Here is a 24,871-nt window from a genome sequence, read left to right on the forward strand (position 1 = left end):
CTCTCTGGTTTTGGTTTTTAATTATGCCGAACTACTTAACAAATTTTCAAATATCGCTCAAGCCAAAATTGAGAAAGAAAAGCGATAATGGAAACAATTTACACTATTCAAATAGAATTATAGCTAGTAGCAATTGTTACTAATTAAACTCATGTCTTGACTAGACTAAATACCAGTCTAGTCCGCTTCGTTAACGTTGGCTGAGCGAAGTCGAAGCCACAGTTACTTGAGTACTTTAATTAATAGCAAGTCCCTAACAACAATTCACTAAGGTAAGTGGCTGGGCATAATTAAAACCCAGAACTAAAAGCTGTAGCGCACGCGCAGCATTCGCTACAGCGTTATTTTGGGAACTATTGTTGAAGTTGTTTTTGGGATTTCCAAATCACAAAGAGGAGTTAAGGAAATATGTTGTATACCCCTTTGATCGGTTTTACTTTGTTTATCATCCTGTTTCTCGGAGCAGCCTTTACCCTAAGCTACTTCTGGTGGGCAGATCGTTACAAGACTCCAGAAGTAATTGCGGCGGAAGTGATGCAATTCTCAGAGCAAGTTACCAATGCTTTGTCCGTGTTTGCCGTGGGAATGCTTGCCTTTGGCATTATGCTGATATTTCTTAATTTCTCAGTCAGATAGATCGGGATGGGGGCGGCGTGAAGCGCCGCCCATTCTTATCAGAGGATTCCGACTGCGCCACCTAGCAATATACTCATCACAGCGATCGCTATGGGATGGATCGCTAATGCCCAAATACGGGGGATTTTAATTCCTTCACATAGGGGAAAGACTAAGTAGGCGATCGCCACATTCACCCCCAAAAAGCAGAAAGCCCATAGCGGAATTAATCGCAAATTAAAACCTGCTAAGACAATCCACACTAATATATTGGCGATCGCCACAAGGCTCACCCCTTGCACCCAAGCTTTGCCCGAATCAATCGGGCGATCGGGTGACATCCATACTAGACCCATCCAAGTGAGAGCGGCAAGGAAGCCACAGGCGATCGCATCGTAAAAAAAGTGCATATATTTTTGCGTCTCGCTAATAACTGCGTTCGTTGTGTAGAAGTATTGGCTCACTTCAGTGTTGATACTAAGTAGCTAGATAAGTAAACTTAAAACCTAGAAGAGCGTACTGCCCGCGTAGCGGGCGGTACGCTCTCTGATTTTGGTTTTTAATCTAGGTTTTTCAAGTTAAGAAATGGCGTAGCCATTTCTTAACTTGGTATTACTCAATTCTGGCAGGAATTCCCTGACGGCGCAATTGCTCAATTCTCTGTTGAGCCGCATTGGGGTCGCGATAGGAACCAACCTGTACCTGTCCGTCGCTAGGGCGTACATAGGCATCGCGTTCCACTTGTTGAGCGCTAGCGGCATAACTATTTTCGACAACTACGCGATAGCTATTGGATGAGGCTGGCGCATTGGGAGTGCCCGATGATATTGGTGCAGCATACTTCACTGCAGTATTATTGCGCGGCGTAACATAAACTGTAGTATTTGGGACTGTAGTATTTGGGACTGTAGTATTTGAAACAGTAGGTGCGGCGGCAGCATTAGTCTTAGGGACATTCGACCTTGGGGAAGATTTCGGAGCAGGTGGGGTATAGGTCGGTGCTGAGCTATTGGTTCGGGCGGGCGGATTGTAGCTATTTTCGAGTGGCGCTAGCACAGAAGGTAAGGGGGCAATCGAACTGGCAGAAAGATTTGCGGATGGGACGGTACGTAAGGGTGTACTGGGGACAAAACTAGTATTTGGTACAAATAAACTTGATGATTTCGCCGATGAGTTAGTTAACGGATTCTTAGGAGCATTAGTTAAGGGCTTATTTTTGGTCAAGCTATCAATCGTGCGATCGGCTGTAGTCTTATCCCCTGCAAAGGGCACAAAACTTAAGGAGTCATTTGCCTTTTGTTGATTTTGCAGATTGATATCGCTGCCTAAGTCTTCTTTCTTCGTTTCGACTTGGGCATTTTTAGGGCGTGCCTCAGGTTTGAAAAGCTTGACTACCCCAGATGGATCGACCATTAAATAGCCGATCGCGGCACTCGAACAGAGCAATAATAATAGGGAGATAATTCCTACAGGATTCATTAAACTGCGGAATGCGCTTTTTTCTTGTGGGGGATTGGGAATGGCATAGGCTGATTCCTGCTCGGCTGCTTCTTGGTAGTAATCAGCATAGTCATTGGCAAAACTTTGCAGAATATCATCATCATCGGGTACGGGCAATTTTGCCATCGTGGGCGAGTTTATGCCGTTTGTCGGATTGCCCAGCCCGTTAATACCTTGAACATCAGTTATGTTTTGAGCTTGATTTTGAGCTTGATTTCGAGCTTGATTTTGTGGCTCTAAGCCATCAGTGTCGTAGTCATTACGTAGTTGTTCGAGGTTTTGCAGAGTCTCTAAACCTTTAAAATTATGTAGCTCAGCCTTGTCTAGATTGATATTAACTGCTGGGGAAACCGTCCCTAGGGCTGGCATGACTGGCATTTGGATCGTTCGCTGGCGATCGCTAGGGTTATTATCCCCAATGGGGGCGAGTGGAGAAAGTGCATCGGATAGACTTGGTGATGTCCAGATCGATTGGGTGGAGACAGTACGAGGTCTAAAGGGATTGAGATAGGAGATGGTCTGTCCGTTTGCTATCCAATGGCGATAACGATCTAGCTCATCATTGAGGTTCGCATCCAAACCTGCCAAGGCGGTTTGTAAGACTGAAGCTCGAGCGATCGCTGGCAAAAAATCATTTTCTGCCTCCGCGACCCTTGGGCTGTTTGCTTTGGAAATGGTGGGAGAAATGGTGGGGGAGATGGTGGGACTCAATGTTTGCATAATCTTTACCTCAGGCAGTAACGGGGGTTTGAGCTAGGTAAATGTCTCGGATATCTTCGGGAAGGGCTTCTTCTAAGGCATGGTAAGCCTTGACTAGAAGTTGTTTAACATCACTAGCTGAGATGTTTTCACCTTCAGCATGTAAGTAAGCCGCGATGCGCGTGTGGCTCCACTGAAAAGTTTGAGACAATAATAGTATCAGACGGAGGTTACCAGCCATTTGATTCAGGGCTTGATTGAGGTAACACCAAAATACGGGTGGCGTATCCTTGAGTGAATATTGAATGTCTTCGACAGGAGGTACTTCAGCACGATTAATCATCATGGCTGCAATATTAATCAGCCAGCTTTGCAAGGATAGACGGGGGGTAGTTACCCTCAGGTCTAGCACTCGCATTTCGTGATAAATATATTCCCAAGTCTTTACAAATAAGTAATCTGACTGTACTGGCGATCGCGTTGCCGTGCCAATCAGGGTATACAGCACCTGTCCATAACGACAAAAAATTGCCGCAAAATACTGACCCTCTTCAGGATGCCTTTGAAATAGCGTCACGAGCTCGCGATCGCTTTTCTGAAAAAGTGCCTGAATCTTGGGATGATGAATTTCGGGGAGGGGGGGAAGCTGCACGGTCACGGCTACTGCTAGCTCACTTTTTAAGTTTTCAAATTTGATGCACACATACTAGCAGCAAAGTATGATAATGCAACCCGTAGTTCGTACTAATTCAATAAGTAGCTAAGAATCAGAGAGCATACTGCCCGCGTAGCGGGCGGTATGTTCTTCTAGGTTTTATTTTCAATACAGTTTGCGTTTGATCGTTGAGATTTTGGTATTTTATAGATGTCACTTTAAGAATTGATGGGCGGTGCTCCGCGCCGCCCATCAATTCTTGGTTCTTGACCTGTCCTAAGTCAAGGGACTGTAGCTATACAAACTAAATTTACAGAGAAGTTTCTATGCTCGCAAGCTTTGAAGGTTTATACCACAACGGACAGATCGAGATTGCCGATCTCCCCACAGGCATATCTGACGGTACTAGAGTGATTGTGACTTTTCTGAAGTCTAGCGGTGACATTGACTTAGCCTCTCTGGATATTAGTAAGCCCCAAGCACATATTTTGCGATCGAGTCTGATGACCTTTGCTGAAGAGTGGGATAGCCCCGAAATGAGCATCTACGATAGCTACTATGCAGCAAAAAAATATTAAGCGTGGTGATGTAGTTCTGCTAGTTTTTCCTAATTCCGATTTGAGTACGGCAAAGATTAGACCTGCGGCGATCGTGCAAGCTAATAATCTCCAAACAGGTCTGCCACAGGTAATCGTGGCGATGATTACTAGTCGTGTGATTAGAAGTATGCATCCTAGCAGGATCTTGGTTTCCTTAAATACGGTGTCAGGGAAACAATCGGGTTTATTGACGGATTCCGTGGTTATGACTGACAATCTCACCACTGTAAATATTTCGGCTATTTACAGTACGATTGGCTTCCTTCCCACCCTAGAAATCGATCGCGCCTTAAAACATACTCTGGGGATATAATACCAATTTCCAAAATGGCATCGCCATTTTGGAAATCTCAAAATCTTACGGAAGTTGTTTTTTAATTCATTGAATTGTTGGCTCACTTCAGTGAATTGGTATAAGTACCTCAACATAATTAAAATCCAGATCTAAAAACTGCGGCGTACGCTGCGCGTGCGCCGCAGTTTTTAGGGTTTTATAGCTATATTTAGAAGAATACAGGGGAATAGCGCTATGCTCTATCGCAGTTTGGTTGACCTGAATATTTATGATTCGCCAAGGCTCGATCGCCTTGCGACGCAGATGGCTAAAGGTCGATATTTGCAAGCGATCGCCTCGGAGTCAGACTTTTTAAAAATTCAGTTACTCGAAGATGGTTATGAGGGATTGCTAGATATTAACGATCTAGCAAAGTTGGAGCCAAGCAATTTTCAGGATTATATTGCCAACCTGCCGCCAGATTTAAGTGCTGAAGAAATAGGCGATCGCCTACCCGCAGTAATTGATTTTATCCAAACTGCGAGGGCAACACCCAATGAATATCTTTGGGGTGGTACGGTTGCGCCAAATTATGACTGTTCGGGTTTAATGCAGGCTGCTTTTGCGGCGAGCGGAGTTTGGATTCCTCGCGATGCCTATCAGCAAGAAGCCTTTGGCGATCGCCTTGCTTGGGATGAAATTCAAGTTGGCGATCTGATCTTTTTTGGCAGTCCCATTAAGGCAACCCATGTGGGTATTTATATCGGTAATGGCGAATATATCCATAGTTCGGGCAAGGAGCATGGGCATAATGGCATTGCCGTTAGTGCGATCGCAGGGCAGGATCGCGCTTCCCAATGGTATGCCAGTCAGTTACGGGGTGTAGCCAGAATTACGAGGTGCTATCGTCTAGCCGTGAGCCTGCCCTGCTAGCATTGCGGCATAGGGTGTTTCATGTAAATGGGCTTTGCCGACGGAACCAAAAAGTTCGAGTTTATCGATAATTACCTCTTGCATGGCGGCGATCGCTTCTCCTGCGATCTCTAATAAATCCTTGGGACTATCCCCACAGATTTCCAGCTTGAGTGCTTGCATATAGGCTTGGCGTACTTCTGTATTTACGTTAAATTTACAGACTCCCAACTGAATCGATCGCTGGATCATCGCCGCAGGTAATCCTGACGCGCCATGCAAAACTAAGGGAATATCGATTAGGCTGCGAATTTTTTCGAGACGGTCAAAGTCTAAATGGGGTGGGCTTTTATATTCACCATGGACATTGCCGATCGTCACAGCGAGAGCATCGACTTTAGTTTGATTCACAAATTCCACAGCTTGGATAGGATCGGTCATTTTGGCTTCTTTTTCGGCGATCGTTAATCCATCTTCTGTTCCACTGATTCTGCCAATTTCCGCTTCGACCACTGCATGGAATTTATGGGAGAGTGCGGTCATTTCTCTAGTAAATTCTAAGTTCTTCGCATAGGTCATGGGAGAGCCATCTGCCATAATCGATCGCACGCCTGCATCTAGGGCTAAGCGAATATCGCTAGCGGAAGTACTGTGATCGAGATGAATGGCGATCGGTACATTTGCCGATTTGGCGGATTCGAGGCAAAGTTTGACTAGGGGAAGTTTGCCATAGATGAGAGCGCTGGGATGTAGTTGCAGCATGGCGGGACTGCGACTGATTTCGGCGGCGTTGACTACGGCTTTTACGCCTTCTAGGTTGTAAATGTTAAAGGCTCCGATCGCATAGGCATTGCGTCTTGCAGTTTCTAGAAGTTCCCTAGTCGAACTCAACATAATTTCTGATGATAAATAGATGTGAGATTATCATATATTGTTTACTCCCTTCGCAGTAAAGGATTAGCGTTGCGGCGCAAAGCGCCGCAACGCTAATCCTTTACTGCGAAGGGCGGAGAATAAAACTAGAAGCTTGTGCAATCGGCAGAGGATTTTAGTCTTATTCTCCCCTTAAACCTGTGGGCTGTCCCCAAATAATCTTTTCGTGAGTATAAACGACCATTCCAGGCTTTGCCCCTTTGGGCTTAAAGACATACTTAGGAATGGTGCAGACTACAGGTACTTGATCGCTTTGTCGAGCGCGACTGTAATAGGCGGCATAATTAGCGGCGGTTTGCAGATCTTGGTCATCGGCGATCGCCCCCGCAGGTAATCGCAGCAGTACGTGACTGCCAGAAATTTCTTGGGCATGGAGCCAAAGATCGTACTCTCCTGCAATACGGAAAGAAATCAAATCATTTTGGTAATTATTCCTTCCCACCCAAACTTCAAATCCATTGGGGGTTGTAAACCGATGACAGTCGGGAATCTCTTCTTGTTTGGTGCGATTGCTTTTATTTTTGCCACCTTTACTATTTTTCGTGCGTGGTGCGTATTCGGCAGTGACCTTGAGATAGCCTTGCTGAGCGAGTTCGGCACGAATTTCTTGTAACGCAGATAGTTCGGTTAGCTCCAATAGACTAACAGCAGTAGAAACCTGTTCGAGATAACTGATTTCCTGTTGGACTGATTCTAGAAGTGGTGCGATCGCTAAGGCTGCGCGCTTTTGTTTTTGGTGCTTTTTATAAAAGGATTGAGCATTCTGTTGGGCATTTAGCGTTGGGTCGAGGGGAATGATTACGGGGGCTGCTGAATGGAAATCAGTCAGTTTAATCTCCTTCATCCCGATTTCCCAGAGATGCAAATGCGCCATTAACAAATCGGCTTTATTCTTAAAATCATCGGCTTGGGTCGAGAGTTGCCAGCGATCGAGAAACTCTTTCTCTTTAATCGTTAACTTCGCGAGCTGATTGTGAATTGCTTGACTAATTTGTTGATGTAATTGCTGAAACGCAACCTGTCCTGTTTGTTGGGAATAGTAGCGATCGCAAAATTCATTAACTGATAGCAGGGGTTTTAGATCCCCCCCAGCCCCCCTTAAAAAGGGGGGAGAATTATCTTCTTCCCCCTTTTTAAGGGGGATTGAGGGGGATCTGTCGAGACTTAGGCTAGGGGTGAGGGCATATCCTTTGACTTCCAAATGTGGATAGAAAATCTTTTGATCAATACAGGTTAGCCAGATTTGCCAAGCTTGATATAGTGCTTCCCATTCGGTACGGGTTAAATCAGTCACATTGCGATCGCCATTGAGGTGAGCTGCTGCCAATAGCGATCGCACTAGGGACGAACTCACCCCACGGTAATTACTCACCAAATTGCGCTTAATTTCTTTTGGAATCAAAATCAAGCGATCGCGCCACGAATCAAAGGATTCATCGAGGTGGGGAATTGCTTCGAGGAGAGCAGGCGGTAAGGCATAGCGATCGCCTGTTTGGATGGGACGCACCCGCGATTGCTTGCTACTGACTTGATGGGCAGCGGTGACGATTTCCCCATGGGCATTTACTAAAATGGCATTGCTATACTTGCCCATTACTTCGAGATAGAGATGCCATTGCACCTCATCATCGGGACGCTTGGCAAATTGCAGATCGACCACCCGTTCCCACGGACTCGTTAGTTTCACTGAGACAAGGGCAAATCCTGCTACCTGATGGAGAATCTGTTGACTAAAGGTGAAAGTATCGGGCTGCTTGGGCGGCGGCGTGCATAGATGTAAGCGAGCGGCTTGGGGATGCCACGATAGCAATAACCATTGCTTCTTCTCTAAAGTTCGTAATTGTAAATGAATTGTATGGCGATCGCTTTGATACACCTGCTCTAACCTCGCAGGCACACAAGCTAGATCTAGCTCATGGGTCAAAGCTACAAGTGCGGTCAGATCGGCAGGTTGCATCGGTTTAATCTCATATACACATAAAATAGAGTGAACGCAAAGCGTCCACTCTATGGCTAAAACAAAGGGGCGATCCGCACCCCTCTGTCCTTATTTATCAGGATCGATACGGGGGCGAATTTGCTCAGCTTCAGGACAATCATCGGACACCAACAGATCGCTGGATGACATTCCTGTTTTGGTAAATGAAGATAATCTTTGAGTAACAGCACCAATACTCTCTAATCTGACCATTTCTTCCCAAGAGCACACCTCGTCTTCATCCTCAGTCTCGTAACGTATCGTTACCACGTCGCCTTCAATATCCAATATCTTGGCTCTTTCTAGCCAACGTCCCTGATCCCTCAGGTAAATCCAAACATCGCTCTTGGCTTCACAAAGTTGATATATTTTGCGATGTAGCATTCGCTTATGTCCTCAGGGTTACATAATTTTTAAGGTTAGAGCATACCGCAAAAGGTAAAAAAAACTAACCATTACCATTGTAAACGACTATACAAGCATTTCACTTTTTAAACTAAAGGTTATGGATAAAAACTTAGTCCATCTCAGTAAATTTATGAGTCTCGTGCTCCGCCACCAGCCAGAAATAATTGGTTTGACCTTAGACGAGCATGGCTGGGCAGAGGTCGATCGCTTAATTGAGTTGGCAAAGCGTAACGGGACAGACATCTCCATAGCCCAATTGGAGGAAATAGTAGCCACAAACGATAAAAAACGATTTTCATTTAATCCTGAGAAGTCAAAAATTCGCGCCAATCAAGGACATTCCCTTCAGGTTGCCCTCGATTTAACTCCCCAATTACCACCTAATCCTCTGTTTCACGGTACGGCAACGCGATTTCTAGATTCAATTCGCCAGCAGGGACTATTGGCAGGAAAGCGCCAACATGTTCATTTATCAGCGGATGTGACTACGGCGATTAAGGTCGGTCAGAGACATGGTAAACCAGTGGTTTTGCAGGTTGATACGGTACGGATGCATCAAGATGGATTTGTCTTCTTCTGCTCGGAAAACTCAGTATGGTTAACGGAATCAGTTCCGCCTCAGTATTTGGAGTTTCCTGATAAGTAGTTCGGCATAATTAAAACCCAGAAGAGCATACCGCCAGCGTAGCGGGCGGTATGCTCTTCTGGGCTTAGCTACTTAGTTAAAGAGTAACGATAACCACTGCTGGTTATCGTTGCTCTTTAAATTGTAAAACTACGCGACGGTTAAGGGCGTTATCCCTTGCGGTGTTATTTTTCTTGAGTGGTTGCAACCACGATAGAGCCTCAAACGTGACCTTGTAGTTATTATCAAGTCCGCGATCGCGGAGGATTCTCACTACTTCATTTGCCCTTGCTTGAGACAGGTCGAGATTATAGGCATAGTCTCCAGTGGTATCGGTGTGACCGCTGACCTGAATCACGCCGCGCCTTCCCTGCACCTTTGCCCAGAAACTATCGATTTTGGCTTCTTCGGGTGGGAGTAGTTGCGATTCGTCGGAAGGGAAAAAGAGAGTTACCTCTAAGTCAGGATTGACCACGGGCAAAATCGAATTCACAGAGCGATCGCCATTTTGGGATGGAGTCCCTGAATTTATATTATTGAGAGAGTTATTAAGAGAACTATTCGCTGAATTGCCTGAGTTGGTATTACGAGAATTGGGGGCTTTCCCATTATTATCGATATTAGGATTAGGCTTGAGGAAATTGGGGAATGCGGTCTTTATAGCAAGATCGCTCGTTATTTTTGTGAAGCTACCCGTAGGGTTGATCCCATTTCCTCTCTGGGCGCTATTCTGGATATTATTCTGGGCGCTATTTTGGGTGCTATTTTGGGCACTATTCTGGTTGCTATTTTGGGCGCTATTTTGGGCGCTATTGATTGAATTATTTTCTGCTTTAGTGACTGATGAATTATTGCTAGAGTTATCAGTGCTTTTCTCGGAGCCATTGCTAGCAGAGCGATCGAGCGATTTATTATTGCTAGGGTTGGTTCTATTATTGCCGAGCTGATTATTGCCGTTGGCAATATCTGGACTATTAGAATTATTAGAAACAGCTTTGCCATCATCGGGATTAACTTTCGATGGATTAGCTGATGGATTAGATTTCGATGGATTAACTTTCGATGGGCTAACTTTCGATGGATTAACTTTCGATAGATTATTGAGTCCAGTAATATTACTAGGGCGATCGCTTGAACTTGCTTGCGATTCAATTATGGATTCTTTGACGATTGTGGGAATAGAGGCATTTTGTAATTTGCTATCATCCGATCGCTTAATTAAAATCCCAAAAGCGATCGCCGTTCCCGCAAAAGCCATTCCAATCAATACAGCCGCAAGGATTTTCCATAGGCTCGTTGACTTTGCTGATTGATCGTTAATCACGGGTGGCTGCACAACGACTAACGCTGAATTAGGTTCCTGTATTGGAGTCTCAAAATCCCATAGTTTCTTCGCGGCTAAAGGTGCGATTACCGCTGCTGCCGCCCCTAAAACTACCGATTGGCGAATGCGGCGATCCCCTACTACTAGCTCAAACCATTGGGAGTCATGGGGCATCACAAAGTCTATTCGGGCAGGTAAGCCATTGGTATAGGTTTTGACACAGTTGCCGCGATCGTCATAGATCGTGCCATTCGCGGCAATAATTTGGTGGTCATTGACGACTTCCGCAAATATTTGCGTGAGACTGGTCATCTCGCTGGCAATTTTGTAATCCCACAGATCGATATCTAAACCCGTATCGAGATCGTCTAACTCCTGCAATTGGTAGCGATCGACATCATTACCAATTCCAATCAAAATCAATTTCAAATAGTTTCTCTTCCCGACCGCAATCTCTAGGGCTAGTTCCTTGGTGTAGTTTTTGACCTGCTCTAAATCATCAATTCTGCCATCGGTCAAAAAGATATAAATACCGCGTGGAGCTTGACGATTGCGATCGGCAAAATAGGCGATCGCGGGTAGAAGCTTGGTTGTCTTTCCCAGTTTAAAGGTGGCGGGGCCAGCGATCGCTAATTGCTGACAGCTTACGGCATCAAATTCTCCCAAAACTTGGATTTCATCCCCCGCACCACAGCCCCAATAGAGTAGCGATGTTTTTCCTGTTCCATCCAAGTTCTCGGCTAAGTAAGCCGTAAAGTTTTGCACCAAGGGCTGCAAGATGTTTTCCGTATAGTTAACCTCATATCCGCGCTCTTTGATTTCGGCAAAGGCATCGCGTTGGATTTTGCGAATGGGCTCACCATCCTCTAAATAGGATCGGAGTCTTCCCTCTTTAATATATGTCGTTAACAGTTCGGGATCGACTCTTGCTTCTACCTTGCGACCATAGGCGCGTTTCATTGAGGCACTGGCATCTAGGGCTAAACCAGTCCGCCATCCTTCGGCAAATTTCCCCTCTGGCTCCATCGCGATCGTGAATTCCACTCGACATTGCGGCATGGGATCGTTAGGAATGGGATCGTTAGGAATGAGATTGTTAGGTGAAGGGAAGCGATCGCGAAAAACATTCACTTCCCCAAACTCGTTTGCTACCAGATTAGCTGGCATCTGGAAGCTCTTCGGGTTAATTTTTACCTCATCTTTGATTGCACCAACTTCACGTTCTAATTCATTAGTCTCGGAATTATTTTCATGTAGCATGGCTATCCATTTGGGCTTTGTTTATAGCTAAATTTATATTTATGATTTATTTTTGTGATTTATGTTTGTGAGTTATGTTTGTGAGTTATATTTATGGCGATCTATATTAATCTCCCATCGAGAACCTCTTTTGATAGTGTTGGCTGGGCAGACTAGGTAAGGCTAGGAAAATCAGTATCCTTAGGAAGTGCTTCCGTAATATCTTGGGTCACGTTGCCACCTGAAAACTCAAGGGTAAAGGCTGTTGAACCCGCAGGCAGCCTAAAGCGCATCAACGCAGGTACTCCCAAACTATACTCTTCGCAAACCTTACCTGCTTGATTGAGAATCCTTCCATAATGGGTCACAATTGTTTCCGCAGACACAAATTCCTTGAAAATCTGTTCCAAAATTTGAATGTCATCGGCAACTTGATAATCCCAAAGATCGATATCGCGACCTGCTGCATCCTTAACAGGACTGCCTTCAAACATATTATCTAATTCTTCAAGTTGTTTTTCGTCGATTTCTTTACCTACACCAATGAGTAGCAGCTTAATAAATGGTTTAGTGCGATCGGCAATTTCTAGAGCATACTTAAAACAGTATTCTTTGACCTCTTCGAGATCTTCGATAATGCCGTCAGTAATAATCAGACAGATGGCAGCAGGTTGTTTAACGCCGATCGCTGGTGCGGATTTATATTTGTTTATAAAATATCGTAATGGTGGTAATAGTTTTGTTCCAGTTCCCCAAGGGATCTTTGGTCCCTTGATAGATAGCTGCTCGATCTCTTCACCGCTAAAACTACCCAGATCCTCAATGAGTTCTCCCGCCGCCCCACAGGCCCAATTGATGAGATCGACCCTACCCGTTGCCGCAAAATTAGCAAGGTATTTCACCATGACCCTTGCGACGGGCTCGACAACGTTGTGGGTAACGGCAGCACTAGCAAAGAAACTGCTCACAACCCCACTAATGCCATATATTTTCTTCATGGATGCCGAACCATCCAAGGCTAGACCGACCCTAGCACCCTCAATGTCTGGAACCATCAGAATAGTTGCAACGATGTCAATATCTCCATTGTTTTGAGGATAAACATTGACTTCACCAAAGGGTTGAACGACACTTTTTAACTGCATACTCGGAGGACTCTCTGATATTTCACATCAAAATAGTAGCCTATTGCTATCAATTCTTGCTATTGCTCCGCATCTAAAGATTAAGAGATTAAGTTTTTAATGATTCTTAAAGATTCTTTAAAGACTTAATAATGCGATCGCCCTAATCTCCTATTTAACTTCTTTACCCCCGAACTTGTGATGATATCTCCACAATTAGCTTCTCCTATCAGTAACAAATTTCGGCTACGTACTGCTATTGTTATTCCGTTTGTGCTGCAAGTAGCGGCGGCAGTGGGATTAGTTGCTTATCTTTCCTATCGCAACGGTCAAGAGTCAGTAAATCATCTAGCAAGTCAAGTCCGCATTGAAGTCGCTTCGCGCACGCAGCTCACCTTAGAAAACTACTTTAAAACTCCACATCAAATTACTAAAAGCAACATTAATGCATTACATCTCCATCAGATTAACTTTGAGGATAAAGAATCTGTAGAACGTTATTTTGCCGCCCAATTGCAAATTTATCCCATGCTCGGCGAAATTTTTGTAGGTCAGCCCGATGGCACGATGATCTATGTGGGGCGTAAATCCGATGGCAATCTCTTATCGGCAACGACTGTCAATGTTCCCAATCGTACGTTTTACCAATTAGATAGTTCGGGAAACCGCTATAAATTTGAAAAAAAGGATAGTTTTGATGCGCGGACTCGCCCTTGGTATCAAGCTGCAGTAGCCAATAAAGGGCAGTCTTGGTCGAGCGTTTATCAGTCCCGAACGATTAGGAATTTGGGAACGGCTGCTGCTGAGCCATACTACGACCAACAGGGGAATCTGGTTGCAGTCTTCGCCAACTTCATTCTTTTGCAAGGAATTTCAGATTTTTTAACTAGTCTCAAAATTAGTTCGACAGGTCAAGTTTTTGTGATGGATCGGACTGGGCTTTTGGTGGCGACTTCGACGGGAGAGAATTCCTTTGTACCTACAGGTGAAGACGATAAGTTAAAGCAGATCGAGGCGATCAAAAGTCAAAACCTCCTCACGCATAATGCCGTCGTTCAATTACAAGAAAAATTTGGGGGCTTTGATCGCATTCAAAAATTGCAAGAGCTTTCGTTTGATATAGATGGCAAACGACAATATCTGCTCGCCCAGCCCTATTCTGACGGTAAGGGATTAAATTTGTTAGTTGTAGTGGTGGTTCCAGAAGCGGATTTTATGGAGCAAATCGATCTGAATACACGCAACACAATTTTATTAAGCCTTGCGGCGTTAGGTGTAGTTGTTCTCTTGGGAATGGTGACTTCCCAGTTAATTACTGCGCCAATCCTGCGCGTTTATCAAGCCGCCAATCGTCTGGCTCAAGGGGATCTCGCTCAGAAAGTTCCATCTAGCCCGATCGCTGAAATTAACGAGCTGTCCAAGGCTTTTAATAAGATGTCAGAGCAGCTAAAGGAATCCTTTGATACCTTAGAAGATAAGGTGAGAGAACGCACTGGAGATCTAGCGATCGCCAATCAAGAAATCAACGTACTCAATCAGTGTCTACAAGCAGATAATTTGCGGCTGGGTGCAGAACTTGATATCGTGCGCCAGATGCAAAGAATGATTTTACCGAATGCCGAAGAACTAGAAATCGAGGGATTAGATATTGCTGCCTATATGGATGCGGCGGCGGATGTGGGCGGTGATTATTATGAAGTGTTAAATAGCGATGGTGTTGTTACGATCGGTATTGGTGATGTGACTGGACATGGTTTAGAGAGTGCAATTTTGATGCTGATGACGCAAACAGCAGTAAGAACTCTCAAGGAAGGTGGAGATCTTGAACCAGTGCGGTTCCTTGATGTGTTGAATCGCACTCTGTATAAGAACGTACAACGGATTAATTCGGAAAAATGTTTGACGCTCTCCATCCTTAATTATGCTCATGGAAAAGTGAGCATTACGGGGCAGCATGAGGAAGCGATCGTCGTCAGAAAAAATGGTGCGATCGAGCGGATTGATACAATGGACTTAGGATTCCCGATCGCCTTAGATGGGGATATTGCAGGCTTTATCCATCAGGTGATGGTTGAGTTAAATCACGGTGATGGTTTGGTGTTGTATACCGATGGAATTCCCGAAGCCTGTGACATTAATAAAAAGCTCTATGGTGTGGATAGAATGTGTCGAATAATCAGCGAACATTGGTCTTTAACTTCTGAAGAGATCAAGAATGCAATTATTCAAGATGTACGTCAATATATTGGTGTACAGAAAGTATTTGACGATATTACTCTACTAATCTTTAAGCGCGATTGAGTAATTCTTTGTCAAAGCTCAAGAAGAGAAGGTTGGCGCAAAGCGCCAACCTTCTCTTCTTGGGGTTTATGTCCTATTAGATTTGGTGACAGCTATAATTCACTGAAGCGAGCCAACATTTCTATGAATTAAAAAACAAGCCCAGTAAGGTTTTGAGATTCCCAAAATGGCGTTGCCATTTTGGGAATTGGTATTATTAGGGAAGGAGATGCTTGACCATCAGGTGACGTTGCTCGCGGCGGAAGCCGAGCTTGGTATAGAGCTTTTCGGCTGGCTCATTCCAGAAGTCAACGACTAAAGACAGCGATCGCATTTTTTGGCTTTGAAGGTATTCTTCAATTAAATTAAATACTTGTTTCCCAATTCCTCTGCCACGATAGCCTTCGCGGATATATAACTCATCGACTAATCCACAGCGTCCGTGATATTCCATGCTAAAAAAGAAAGTCAGGGCTACATAGCCAATTAATCGATCGCGATCGCAAATTAACCAAATTATCCCAAATTGTTCGTCACTGAGCAGTGCCGTAAAAGCTTTAACTACGGGTTCGTCAAACTTGATATTCTCAAATTGATAAAATTCCTGTACGATTTCCATCAATGGATCGATGTCAACAAACTGAGCCAATCGGAAATTAAGATCTAGTTCTGCCATTGCCTATACATTTACCTTGTAACTCAAGTTCAATTCATCCCCTGCCACGCCACGAAGACCCCAGTTATAATTTGGAGTTTCAATGAGAATAATTTCAATATCTAAGGGAGAAATCCCTAATTTATCTTGCAAGCGCTCAAATAGCAACCGATAGAGGGTTTTCTTAGCCTCGATAGTTCTTCCCGCAAACATCAGGACTTCAATAATAATATATTGCTCGCTGCGATCGCTCGGATATTCAAAGTCTTCGGATAATAGGGGGAAGAATCTTTGAAACTTCTTTTCGGGAGGATAGTTTAGCGCATCCACAACGCAGGAATGGATAGTGCTAGATAGAACGCCGCGATTTTGCTGAATAAAGTCAGCGTTTCCATAGATTTTTGTCTGTGGCATGACCTTTAGAACTATTAAGTAGCTGGGCATAATTAAAATCCAAAATCAAAACCTGTAGCGTATGCGGCGCTTGCGCTATATGCTCTTCTAGGTTTCAAATTTAATTATGCTTAGCTACTTATACCAGTTTTTCAGTGAATGTATACTCTCTTAAAATGATGGTGAAATCCAATAAGCAAGTGGGCTTATAGCAGTAGCCCAGCTATGTTATGACAAAAACCAGAAGAGTGTTGCGGCGCGAAGCGCCGCAACACTCTTCTGGTTTTTGTTTTTGTCATAACTAAAGAAAACCCTAAAAGCAGTGGCGCACGCTGCGTGCGCCACTGCTTTTGGTTCTGGGTTTTAATTATGCCTAGTTACTTAGCTCAGTTGAGATCGCCAAGTTGAGATCGCCAAGCGGTTTTTTCAAAAAGTGGGAATTTATAAATCCCGATCTGACTTCCTTGAAAAAATCATATTAAACTCGCTCTAAAGTCATTATATAGGGGCAATCTCATGACTTTAGCCTAGAAGAGTCGTGGAAGTGTCAAAATATGTTAAGCAAACATAAATAACAATATAACGACAAGGTTCGATCTTAGAACATGAAAGCAGCGATTATTGGTGCGGGTTTAGCGGGAATGAGTACGGCTGTGGAACTCAGCGAGCAAGGTTACGAAGTAGAGCTTTTTGAATCCCGCCCCTTTGTAGGTGGCAAAGTCAGCAGTTGGCTAGACAAGGATGGCAACCATATCGAGATGGGCTTACATGTGTTTTTTGGCTGCTATTACAACCTATTTGCCCTGATGAAGAAAACAGGAGCCTTTGAGCATCTTCGGCTCAAGGAGCATACCCATATTTTTGTCAATCCTGGTGGCGCACAGGCTGCCCTTGATTTTCGGAACTTTGGCGGTGCGCCTTTTCACGGACTGAAAGCCTTTGTGACCACGGGACAATTGCCCCTAAAAGACAAGATCCAAAATGCGATCGCGATCGGACGAAGCCCCTTAATTCGCGGCTTAGTCGATCATGTCGGAGCCATGAAAGAAATCCGCGCCCTCGATAATATCAGTTTTAAAGATTGGTTTTTGGGGATGGGCGGATCGCAAGCAAGTCTCGATTTGATGTGGGATGCGATCGCCTATGGATTGGGTTTTATCGATTGCGAAAATATTTCCGCAAGATGTATGCTCACCATCTTCCAGTTCTTTGCATCGAGAACCGAGGCTTCGATCTTGAGAATGCTTGAAGGTTCTCCCAATGATTTCCTCCATAAACCACTCGTCAAGCATATTGAATCAAAGGGCGGTAAAATCCATTTACGTCGGGGTGTACGCGAAGTTCTCTTTGAAGGCGAAGGAGAAGATACTCATGTCACTGGCTTGATCGTCGGTAAAGAAGATGGGGAGGAGATCGTGACCGCCGATGTATATATCTGTGCCACGGATGTTCCAGGAGTAAAGAGAATCATTCCCGAAAAATGGCGGGTATGGTCGCAGTTCGACAATATCTATAAGCTAGATGCAGTGCCTGTAATTACCGTACAACTTCGCTTTGATGGCTGGGTGACAGATATTGATAATTTACTCTATGCGGTGAAAGTTGATTTCTCCACCTTTGCGGATTTGGCGATTACCAGTCCCACCGACTATTATAAAGAAGGAGAGGGTTCTCTATTACAGCTTGTAATTACGCCTGCGGATGACTACATTAAGCTGAGCAATGAAGCGATCGTCGAGAAAATGATCGCTCAAGTGCATGAAATTTTCCCTTCATCCCATAGGCTGAATGTCACTTGGTCTAGTGTCGTCAAGCTCGCCCAGTCCTTGTATCGTGAAGCCCCTGGACAGGATCCGTTCCGTCCAACTCAACATACACCAGTGAGCAATTTCTTTTTGGCTGGCAGCTATACGATGCAGGACTACATCGATAGCATGGAAGGGGCGACGCTCTCAGGCAAGATGTGTGCGGCGGAAGTAACTAAGCGCAAACAGTTAGTTAAGTCTTAATTAGAAAGAACCGTGCATGGCACGGTTCTTTCTGATTTTATGAGAAACTATGGATTTACCAATCATCTATCATCCCAACTACGTCGCGCCGATCGCTAATACCAATCGGTTCCCGATGGAAAAATTTCGCTTGCTCCATGAGATGCTGCTGACCGATGGGGTGGCGCAGTCCGAGCAGTTTTTTCGCCCAGAGTTACCAGATTTGGATGCGATCGCCCTAGTGCACGATCGCGAATATGTGGATGCCTATTGGAATGGAAATCTCGAACCTAAGGCTCAGCGTCGTATTGGATTGCCTTGGAGTCCCGAACTCGCCTATCGGACGAGAATCGCCGTAGGTGGTACGCTATTAACGGCTAGATTTGCTCTAAAGCAGGGCTTAGCTTGCAATACCGCAGGCGGAACCCATCATGCTTTTCCTAGCTATGGTTCGGGCTTTTGTATATTTAACGATCTCGCGATCGCTTCGCGAGTGCTATTAAAGGAGGGCTTAGTCAAAAAGATTTTAATTGTCGATTTGGATGTGCATCAAGGCGATGGTACGGCCTTCATTTTTCAGAACGAGCCGAGGGTATTTACCTTTTCGATGCATTGCCAGATCAACTTCCCATCGATCAAACAAATTAGCGATCGCGATATTCCCTTACCTGAGGGCATGGAAGATGATGCCTATTTGCGTACGCTGGCTAATCATTTGCCCGATTTGCTCACCGAAATACGCCCCGATCTCGTTCTCTATGATGCTGGGGTTGATCCGCATATAGGCGATCGCCTTGGCAAACTCGCTCTCACTGATGCAGGTATATTTCGGCGCGATATGCAGGTTTTGAGTACTTGTATTTCTCAAGGTTTTCCCGTTGCCTGCGTGATCGGTGGTGGTTATTGCGAAGATATGCGATCGCTAGTTTATCGACATTCCCTACTCCATCGGGCGGCGAGTGATGTCTATCGCCAATATCGTCTATAGTGCTTGCCGAAATGCTTTGAGCGCCGATTTGGGTTCCGCCATCAGCAAACAACGGGCAAGTAGCTCTAAATCGAGATTAGGCAAACATTCGCTCTGGGCGATCGCCTCATAGCCATTGTCGCGCAACCGATACAGCAAAAACTTGCCATCTTCCCAAAACCAAACCTCTTTTGTATGAAAGCGACGGTAACGTTCTAGCTTTGCTATATTTCCACTCGTAAAAATCACCTCAATTGCTAAATCGCGATCGCCAACTTTATTACCAAAGCAAAAAGATAAATCTGGCTCAACACTTGCGCCTTTAGCTTCTGATTCTAGAGTGGCGCTACCTGTCGGCATAAAATCAATATCCTTTTCTGCAAAGTAAATTCCCAATAACATCGAGAGTAAATGCACGATGATTTCATGGGCAGCAGATGTAGTCATAATCTCGATAAGCCCGTCAAGATAATTAAGATGGATATTACGCGAATCACCGATTAAAGCAGAAAGTGTCTTAAATTCTTTCCATGAGTATCGATTCGGAAAAACAAAGTGCTGTTCTTTCGCCTCTTTAGGGAGTTTGTCTAATTCTGCTGATCTTGCTGGTGCTTGGAAAATCATAAATTCTGACCAATTCAAGCTATTTGGGAGGGGACTTCTACTAAATTCTATATGGATGACTCGACGTTGATGATTATTTGTCGTCTTGCTCGATGAATGAAGCAGTAATGGCTTCATAAGCATAATACCACCTTTTTTTAGCCTACAAATTTCTTCATTCTCAGTCCTCAAATTCATGCTTTCAGGATTATAAATGCCTTGGTGATGGGATTTGGGGATGACTTTTAAAGCTCCATTAAATTCATCGGTATCATCGAGATGGATGCGAATCGTAAAGTTATCTTGTAATATTTCCACTGGTGGTTGAACAGAGAATTGATTCTGTTTGACCGTCCATGCTGTAAATCCTGCAATATCAATCTTCTTGTCTACGGAAATGGTTAAATCCTGATGGTAAGATACAAACCAGTTTGAGCCTTGGGGTTTGTCAAAATACAGAGACTTGACAACAAAATACTCATCTCCTAATAATTCTGAAATCAAAGATTGGAGGCGATCGTTAAAAACAATCTCAATAGATTTAGGTACTTCCTTAAAAAATTGTCTGATTGCAAATAGATTGACTGTCTTACGGAGATTAGGATTTGGTTTGTCTACCTGCGAAATAACTTGAAGTAAGCTGTCAATCTCTGAGTCTGTAAAAATGCGATCGACTATAGCGAAACCCTCAACGGTAATTTTTTCTTTCAGTTCATCAAGGTGATTCATATTTACTAGTTCTAAGTAAGTGGGCTTAATCAAATATAAAACCCTAAAACCTGCGGCGCACGCGCCGCAGGTTTTAGATCTGGATTTTAATTATGCTGAGATACTTAATTCAGGAACATACTAGAGATGACTTTTCAAAGTAAATATGATGAGTGGCGGCGCGGAGCGCCGCCACTCATCTTTGGGGTTTACTAAACCTTTGAAGAAAAACTATGGGCTTTGAGAATTGCTGCTACTAGAAACGCATAGGAAATACCGCCCACTATCGCTAATAGCCAAAAACTTACTAAGGCACTCGTATTCCAAAGGGCATGAAGAAAAGCAGAACTGAGATAGCCGATGGTGAGAATTTGCCAACGGAGAGAAGGCTTCATAATGCTCAGCCCGATGAAATAGCCGAAATAGCCGCTATATGCCATATGTCCAGCCACCGAGCCCAGCACGCGGGGAATTAGCAATTGTAAACCCGTCAGTTCGGCAATTTCCGTACTACCTGCCTGCGTTGTAATGCTTTGAACGATATTGGGTACGTATAGCCCAAGGGTTTCCGTTAATGTAAACCCGATCGCTGAAGCAGCACCAATTAAAATGCCATCTAGTGGCTCGCTAATCCCCACCCGCGATCGCCATTTTTTTCCGCGCCATAGACCCACAAACCAGAGAATAAATACGGGCAAAGATTTGATTAATTCTTCCATCAATCCCGCTCCAAAAAACATCGCGATTAAAACGCTGATAAAGCTAACCTGACCCTTTGGCGTAGCTCCTGGCAAGACCTGATAAAAGAACCATAGAAAAATATTTAAAATTGGGCTTCTAAGAATGAAGACAGTTACCAGTGCTGCGCCTAAAATGATCCACCAAGGTTTCTTTTTGCCACAAAGTTGATAAACAAAATAATAGGCAGCAAGGCTGATATATAGCGAAATCGTCAGATTAAATAGCTGTGTTTGTCCCAAAAAAGCAAACATCATGACGACAAAGCCCACCGTCGTAATTCCAGGCAGGAGATAGTCCTGTTTCCACAGGTCGTTGCCCGTTGAAAAAATTGGTAAGAGTTTCGTAAAGGTAATGCTCGTAATTTGAGATTGGGGACGCTGTCTCAAACCAGACTCTAAACTGGTCACAGGGGTTGCTAACTCAAATAAAAATTGGGGTCCATCTTTGGTTAGTTGAATGCGATCGCCATGTTGTAGTGGACAACCACCATATAGGCGGCGATTGTTGATAAATGTGCCATTGGCACTATCAAGATCGTAGATTTCCCAACCTTCAACCTGCTGTCTAGAATCTTGGGGTGATTCGGCAAAGATGGCGCGAATCTCGGCATGGCGGCGTGACACAGCACCATAGATATTGATATCGATCGCTACTTCACAACTAGGATCCCGTCCTAATGTCACCGAGCGATCGCTTAAGGTCGCCACAATTTCATCGCGATCTAGGCGACCATTAGAAATTTGCCTGAGAAAAGCAGTTGAAATAAGGCGATCGTTCATAGCTTCATTTATATCATTAAGTAGTTACTGCCTTCCCAGCCAAGAAATAGCTGTGCGGGGCGAAGCCCCGCACAGCTATTTCTTGGCTGGGAAGAATAAACCAGAAAGCTAGAAGTGCATACTGCCCGCATTGCGGGCGGTATGCACTTTTGTTTTTTGCAGCGCTTTACGCTCAAATCCAAACCGAGAAATTTTTTGAAAGTGTTGCAAAGCAACACTTTCAAAAAATTTCTCGTGGTTCGTTCGATCGGAAATTGCCGTAAATGTACTCAACCCCTTAAAGAGAATCCTCTAGCGATCGCATTTACTAAATTAGAATTCTTTTAAATTAGAATTCTTTCAATGTCTAGCTCTGAAGCCGCAAGGGCTAATTGTGAAATATCGCGCAAATCCTTGACATAGGGCAGAATTCCCAGTACTGGAGTAGAAGCAAGTCGAGAAATCATCTGTGGTGGAGCCAATTCCTCAATCTCTTCCTCCGAATAGACTTGCGAGCAGCTAAGGATAATGCCCCTAAGTTTCACCTTTTCCATGCGGGCTAAAGCGACATTGGCGATCGCTTGGGAGATCGCGCCTAGGCGTACTGGCACGACGAGAATGACTTCTAACGCCCAGTCTCGCGCCAAATCTGCCACGATATATTCATCGGTAATTGGCGAACCGAGTCCGCCCATAGATTCCACTAGCAAGCATTCCTTTTGTTGTTGCAGTTTGAGAAAATGCTGCCAAATTAGGGCTAGATCGATCGCTTTACCCTCTTTATGAGCCGCGATCGCTGGAGCGATCGGGGTTTCAAAATACAAAGGCGTAATTTCATCAAGGGTTTGCGAGAGTGAGAAAGTATGATGATAGAATTCGCGGTCGCCCTCTCCCGACTGTAAAGGTTTATAAATACCGAGGGATGTACTCGGTTCATTTGGGGATGCAGGGCGATCGCGATAGGTCAACCAATAGGCGGCTAAAGCCGCTGTTAAAACGGTCTTCCCCACTCCCGTATCGCTGCCAACAATTAATAAAGGTTTCGTCATTATGGAATACTCGATAAAATTTTGGTGAGTTCTAAGTAGCTAAGAGTAAACTTAAAACCTAGAAGAGCGTACCGCCCGCATAGCGGGCGGTACGCTCTCTGGTTTTGTTTTTTTATACCAATTAGCCCAAACAGCGTAGTGACTCCAACATTCCCTTGGCTTTATTGAGAGTCTCTTGATATTCCTTCTCAGGATCGGAATCGGCAACTATGCCCGCGCCTGCCTGTACGCTAGCGGTTCCATCCCGCGTCACGATCGTCCGAATGGTGATCGCCGTGTTTAGTTGCCCCTCAAAGTCATAATAACCATAGGCTCCTGCATAGACACCTCGGCGATCGCCTTCTAAGTTATGGATGATATCCATCGCTCTAATTTTCGGTGCGCCGCTGACCGTGCCTGCGGGGAAGCAGGCTTGAAGTAAATCCCAAGCATTTTTTTCGGGACGGATTTCGCCAATGACATTGCTAACAATATGCATGACATGGGAATAAAGCTCGATCGACATTAACTCATCGACTTTCACCGTACCACTTTTGCAAACGCGACCGAGATCGTTGCGTCCCAAATCCACTAGCATCACATGTTCGGCAATTTCCTTAGGATCGGCAAGTAATTCTTTAGCAAGTTCCGCATCTTCTTTCGCCGTTGTACCCCTAGGGCGCGTGCCTGCAATGGGGCGCAAGACAGTGCGTGAAACTCCATCGATGACTTCAGCTTTAACCATAATTTCTGGACTAGAGCCAATTAGTTGCCAATCCTTAAAGTTAAAGAATGCCATATAGGGTGAGGGATTGACCACCCGCAAAGAGCGATACAGGCTAAAGGGTTCGCCCTTAAATTCCGTTGTTAATCTCTGCGAAAGTACGACTTGGAAAATATCGCCAGCTTTAATATGTTCTTTACCCAATTCCACGGATTTACAGAATTTTTCGCGGGTGACGTTGCTCCTATAGCTGACAGGTGGTTGCAGTCTGGGATTTGTCCAATTAATGGCTGTCTTTTGGCGATCTAGAGGCGATCGCAGTTTATCTACCAGCACCTTTAAGCGATCGCAAGCCGAACTATAGGCAGTCTCCGCATCTTTGCCGTTACTCATATCGGCATAGGCGATCGCCCAAATTTTACGTTTGACCTGATCGAACACCAACAGGCTATCTACTTGCATCCAGACCCCATCGGGCGTATCTCCTTCTTGGCAAGGATATACAGGTACTTTCGGCTCAATCCAGTTAATTAACTCGTACCCCCAATAACCGAATAGTCCTCCCAAGCTCGGCGGTAGCTGGGGCAAATGCACGGGATGAATCGGCGCAAGGCAATTATGCAAATGTTGAAAAGGATTGCCAATAAACTCGATTACCTTGCCATCTCGAAAAGTTTGGGTGGTGCGATCGCCCCTTGCTTCTAATATCCATAGAGGATCGCAACCCAATAAGCTATAGCGTCCTAGTCTCTCCCCACCCTCAACTGACTCCAATAGAAAGCTGTAGGGTTGACCTTGACATACCCGATACCAAGCCGATACAGGCGTATCGAGATCTGCAACCAGTTCCATATACACAGGTACAAAGTTGCCCTGTTCGGCAAGCTTAATAAAGTCAGAATACGCGGGAAAAATCATGCGATCGGAATTTCTAAATAAATTGATGCAACTAACTAGGATCTTATCGTGGTTTTCAGCACTGCTTAACAAAAAGCTATAAGTTTGTCCTGATTGCGCTCTGATGTTGTCTTGGTATTCTTGATACAGCGCTTTGCGCTCAAACCCAAACCGAATAGAGAGTGGCGGCGCGAAGCGCCGCCACTCTCTATTCGGTTTGATGTCCTGACTTAAGTGAATATAG

22 protein-coding genes are annotated in these 24,871 nt (G+C 44.6%); 8 read left to right on the forward strand and 14 right to left on the reverse strand.

Features of this window, described 5'->3' with window-relative positions; translation table 11 throughout:
- Positions 1-408 precede the first annotated feature (408 nt).
- The gene (locus tag AC805_RS17990; RefSeq protein ID WP_055076661.1) at positions 409-636 is read left to right on the forward strand and encodes a hypothetical protein; all 228 of its coding nucleotides are present in this window, start codon (positions 409-411) and stop codon (positions 634-636) included.
- A gap of 38 nt (positions 637-674) precedes the next feature.
- Here the strand turns inward: AC805_RS17990 and AC805_RS17995 are convergent, their stop codons facing one another.
- The 3 genes from AC805_RS17995 to AC805_RS18005 form a co-directional block, all read right to left on the reverse strand.
- Positions 675-1,025, reverse strand: coding sequence for a hypothetical protein (locus AC805_RS17995; protein WP_055076662.1), 351 nt, complete (start codon positions 1,023-1,025; stop codon positions 675-677).
- A gap of 202 nt (positions 1,026-1,227) precedes the next feature.
- Positions 1,228-2,835 carry an SPOR domain-containing protein gene (locus AC805_RS18000; protein WP_055076663.1) on the reverse strand — a complete coding sequence of 536 codons (1,608 nt, stop codon included), beginning with the start codon at positions 2,833-2,835 and terminating at the stop codon, positions 1,228-1,230.
- Positions 2,836-2,845: 10 nt separating this feature from the next.
- Positions 2,846-3,466 (reverse strand): RNA polymerase sigma factor, encoded by a 621-nt coding sequence (locus AC805_RS18005; protein ID WP_055076679.1) that lies wholly within the window; start codon positions 3,464-3,466, stop codon positions 2,846-2,848.
- A 329-nt stretch (positions 3,467-3,795) separates the two neighbouring features.
- On the opposite strand from AC805_RS18005, the gene AC805_RS18010 reads away from it, so the two are divergent.
- From AC805_RS18010 to AC805_RS18020, 3 genes are all read left to right on the forward strand, one after another.
- On the forward strand, positions 3,796-4,047 hold the full coding sequence (locus tag AC805_RS18010) for a hypothetical protein (protein WP_055076664.1): 252 nt from the start codon (positions 3,796-3,798) through the stop codon (positions 4,045-4,047).
- Positions 4,028-4,381, forward strand: a complete 354-nt coding sequence (locus tag AC805_RS18015) for a type II toxin-antitoxin system PemK/MazF family toxin (protein WP_055076665.1) — start codon at positions 4,028-4,030, stop codon at positions 4,379-4,381. Before AC805_RS18010 ends, AC805_RS18015 begins: the two co-directional genes overlap by 20 nt.
- Before the next feature lie 216 nt (positions 4,382-4,597).
- A complete protein-coding gene (locus AC805_RS18020) occupies positions 4,598-5,275 on the forward strand; it encodes a C40 family peptidase (protein ID WP_055076666.1) in 678 nt (225 codons plus the stop codon).
- On the opposite strand, the gene AC805_RS18025 is transcribed toward AC805_RS18020, so the two are convergent.
- From AC805_RS18025 to AC805_RS18035, 3 genes are all read right to left on the reverse strand, one after another.
- Positions 5,252-6,148, reverse strand: a complete 897-nt coding sequence (locus tag AC805_RS18025; protein WP_055076667.1) for a class II fructose-bisphosphate aldolase — start codon at positions 6,146-6,148, stop codon at positions 5,252-5,254. The genes AC805_RS18020 and AC805_RS18025 overlap by 24 nt on opposite strands.
- A 160-nt stretch (positions 6,149-6,308) precedes the next feature.
- Positions 6,309-8,144 (reverse strand): NFACT family protein, encoded by a 1,836-nt coding sequence (locus AC805_RS18030; protein ID WP_055076668.1) that lies wholly within the window; start codon positions 8,142-8,144, stop codon positions 6,309-6,311.
- A 90-nt stretch (positions 8,145-8,234) separates the two neighbouring features.
- Positions 8,235-8,549 carry a DUF6679 family protein gene (locus AC805_RS18035; RefSeq protein ID WP_009629117.1) on the reverse strand — a complete coding sequence of 105 codons (315 nt, stop codon included), beginning with the start codon at positions 8,547-8,549 and terminating at the stop codon, positions 8,235-8,237.
- Positions 8,550-8,670: 121 nt separating this feature from the next.
- Between AC805_RS18035 and AC805_RS18040 the strand changes: the two genes are divergently transcribed.
- Positions 8,671-9,219 (forward strand): RNA 2'-phosphotransferase, encoded by a 549-nt coding sequence (locus AC805_RS18040; RefSeq protein ID WP_055076669.1) that lies wholly within the window; start codon positions 8,671-8,673, stop codon positions 9,217-9,219.
- A gap of 103 nt (positions 9,220-9,322) precedes the next feature.
- Here AC805_RS18040 and AC805_RS18045 read toward each other — a convergent pair whose 3' ends face one another.
- The gene (locus AC805_RS18045; protein ID WP_055076670.1) at positions 9,323-11,782 is read right to left on the reverse strand and encodes an OmpA family protein; all 2,460 of its coding nucleotides are present in this window, start codon (positions 11,780-11,782) and stop codon (positions 9,323-9,325) included.
- A 152-nt stretch (positions 11,783-11,934) separates the two neighbouring features.
- Positions 11,935-12,906, reverse strand: coding sequence for a VWA domain-containing protein (locus AC805_RS18050; RefSeq protein WP_055076671.1), 972 nt, complete (start codon positions 12,904-12,906; stop codon positions 11,935-11,937).
- A gap of 180 nt (positions 12,907-13,086) precedes the next feature.
- Here AC805_RS18050 and AC805_RS18055 point away from each other — a divergent pair, with 180 nt between their 5' ends.
- Positions 13,087-15,186, forward strand: a complete 2,100-nt coding sequence (locus AC805_RS18055) for a SpoIIE family protein phosphatase (protein ID WP_055076672.1) — start codon at positions 13,087-13,089, stop codon at positions 15,184-15,186.
- 196 nt (positions 15,187-15,382) lie between these two features.
- Here AC805_RS18055 and AC805_RS18060 read toward each other — a convergent pair whose 3' ends face one another.
- The gene (locus AC805_RS18060; RefSeq protein WP_055076673.1) at positions 15,383-15,841 is read right to left on the reverse strand and encodes a GNAT family N-acetyltransferase; all 459 of its coding nucleotides are present in this window, start codon (positions 15,839-15,841) and stop codon (positions 15,383-15,385) included.
- Positions 15,842-15,844: 3 nt separating this feature from the next.
- The gene (locus tag AC805_RS18065) at positions 15,845-16,234 is read right to left on the reverse strand and encodes a tautomerase family protein (RefSeq protein ID WP_055076680.1); all 390 of its coding nucleotides are present in this window, start codon (positions 16,232-16,234) and stop codon (positions 15,845-15,847) included.
- Positions 16,235-16,818: 584 nt separating this feature from the next.
- Here AC805_RS18065 and zds point away from each other — a divergent pair.
- A complete protein-coding gene (gene zds, locus AC805_RS18070) occupies positions 16,819-18,222 on the forward strand; it encodes a 9,9'-di-cis-zeta-carotene desaturase (protein ID WP_055076674.1) in 1,404 nt (467 codons plus the stop codon).
- Between the two features lie 49 nt (positions 18,223-18,271).
- Complete coding sequence (locus tag AC805_RS18075; RefSeq protein ID WP_055076675.1) at positions 18,272-19,189, forward strand: histone deacetylase; 918 nt, start codon at positions 18,272-18,274, stop codon at positions 19,187-19,189.
- Here AC805_RS18075 and AC805_RS26505 read toward each other — a convergent pair.
- The 4 genes from AC805_RS26505 to trpE all read right to left on the reverse strand — a co-directional run bounded on the left by AC805_RS26505 (position 19,184) and on the right by trpE (position 24,648).
- Positions 19,184-20,500, reverse strand: coding sequence for a phytanoyl-CoA dioxygenase family protein (locus tag AC805_RS26505; protein WP_072143669.1), 1,317 nt, complete (start codon positions 20,498-20,500; stop codon positions 19,184-19,186). The two genes, AC805_RS18075 and AC805_RS26505, sit on opposite strands and share 6 nt — an antisense overlap.
- Positions 20,501-20,691: 191 nt before the next feature.
- A complete protein-coding gene (locus tag AC805_RS18085) occupies positions 20,692-21,999 on the reverse strand; it encodes a PrsW family glutamic-type intramembrane protease (RefSeq protein ID WP_055076676.1) in 1,308 nt (435 codons plus the stop codon).
- 323 nt (positions 22,000-22,322) lie between these two features.
- The gene (gene bioD / locus AC805_RS18095) at positions 22,323-23,027 is read right to left on the reverse strand and encodes a dethiobiotin synthase (RefSeq protein WP_055076678.1); all 705 of its coding nucleotides are present in this window, start codon (positions 23,025-23,027) and stop codon (positions 22,323-22,325) included.
- A gap of 121 nt (positions 23,028-23,148) precedes the next feature.
- On the reverse strand, positions 23,149-24,648 hold the full coding sequence (gene trpE, locus AC805_RS18100; RefSeq protein ID WP_055076681.1) for an anthranilate synthase component I: 1,500 nt from the start codon (positions 24,646-24,648) through the stop codon (positions 23,149-23,151).
- Positions 24,649-24,871: the final 223 nt, after the last annotated feature.

The organism is Pseudanabaena sp. 'Roaring Creek', from assembly GCF_001402795.1.
Taxonomy (GTDB): Bacteria; Cyanobacteriota; Cyanobacteriia; order Pseudanabaenales; family Pseudanabaenaceae; genus Pseudanabaena.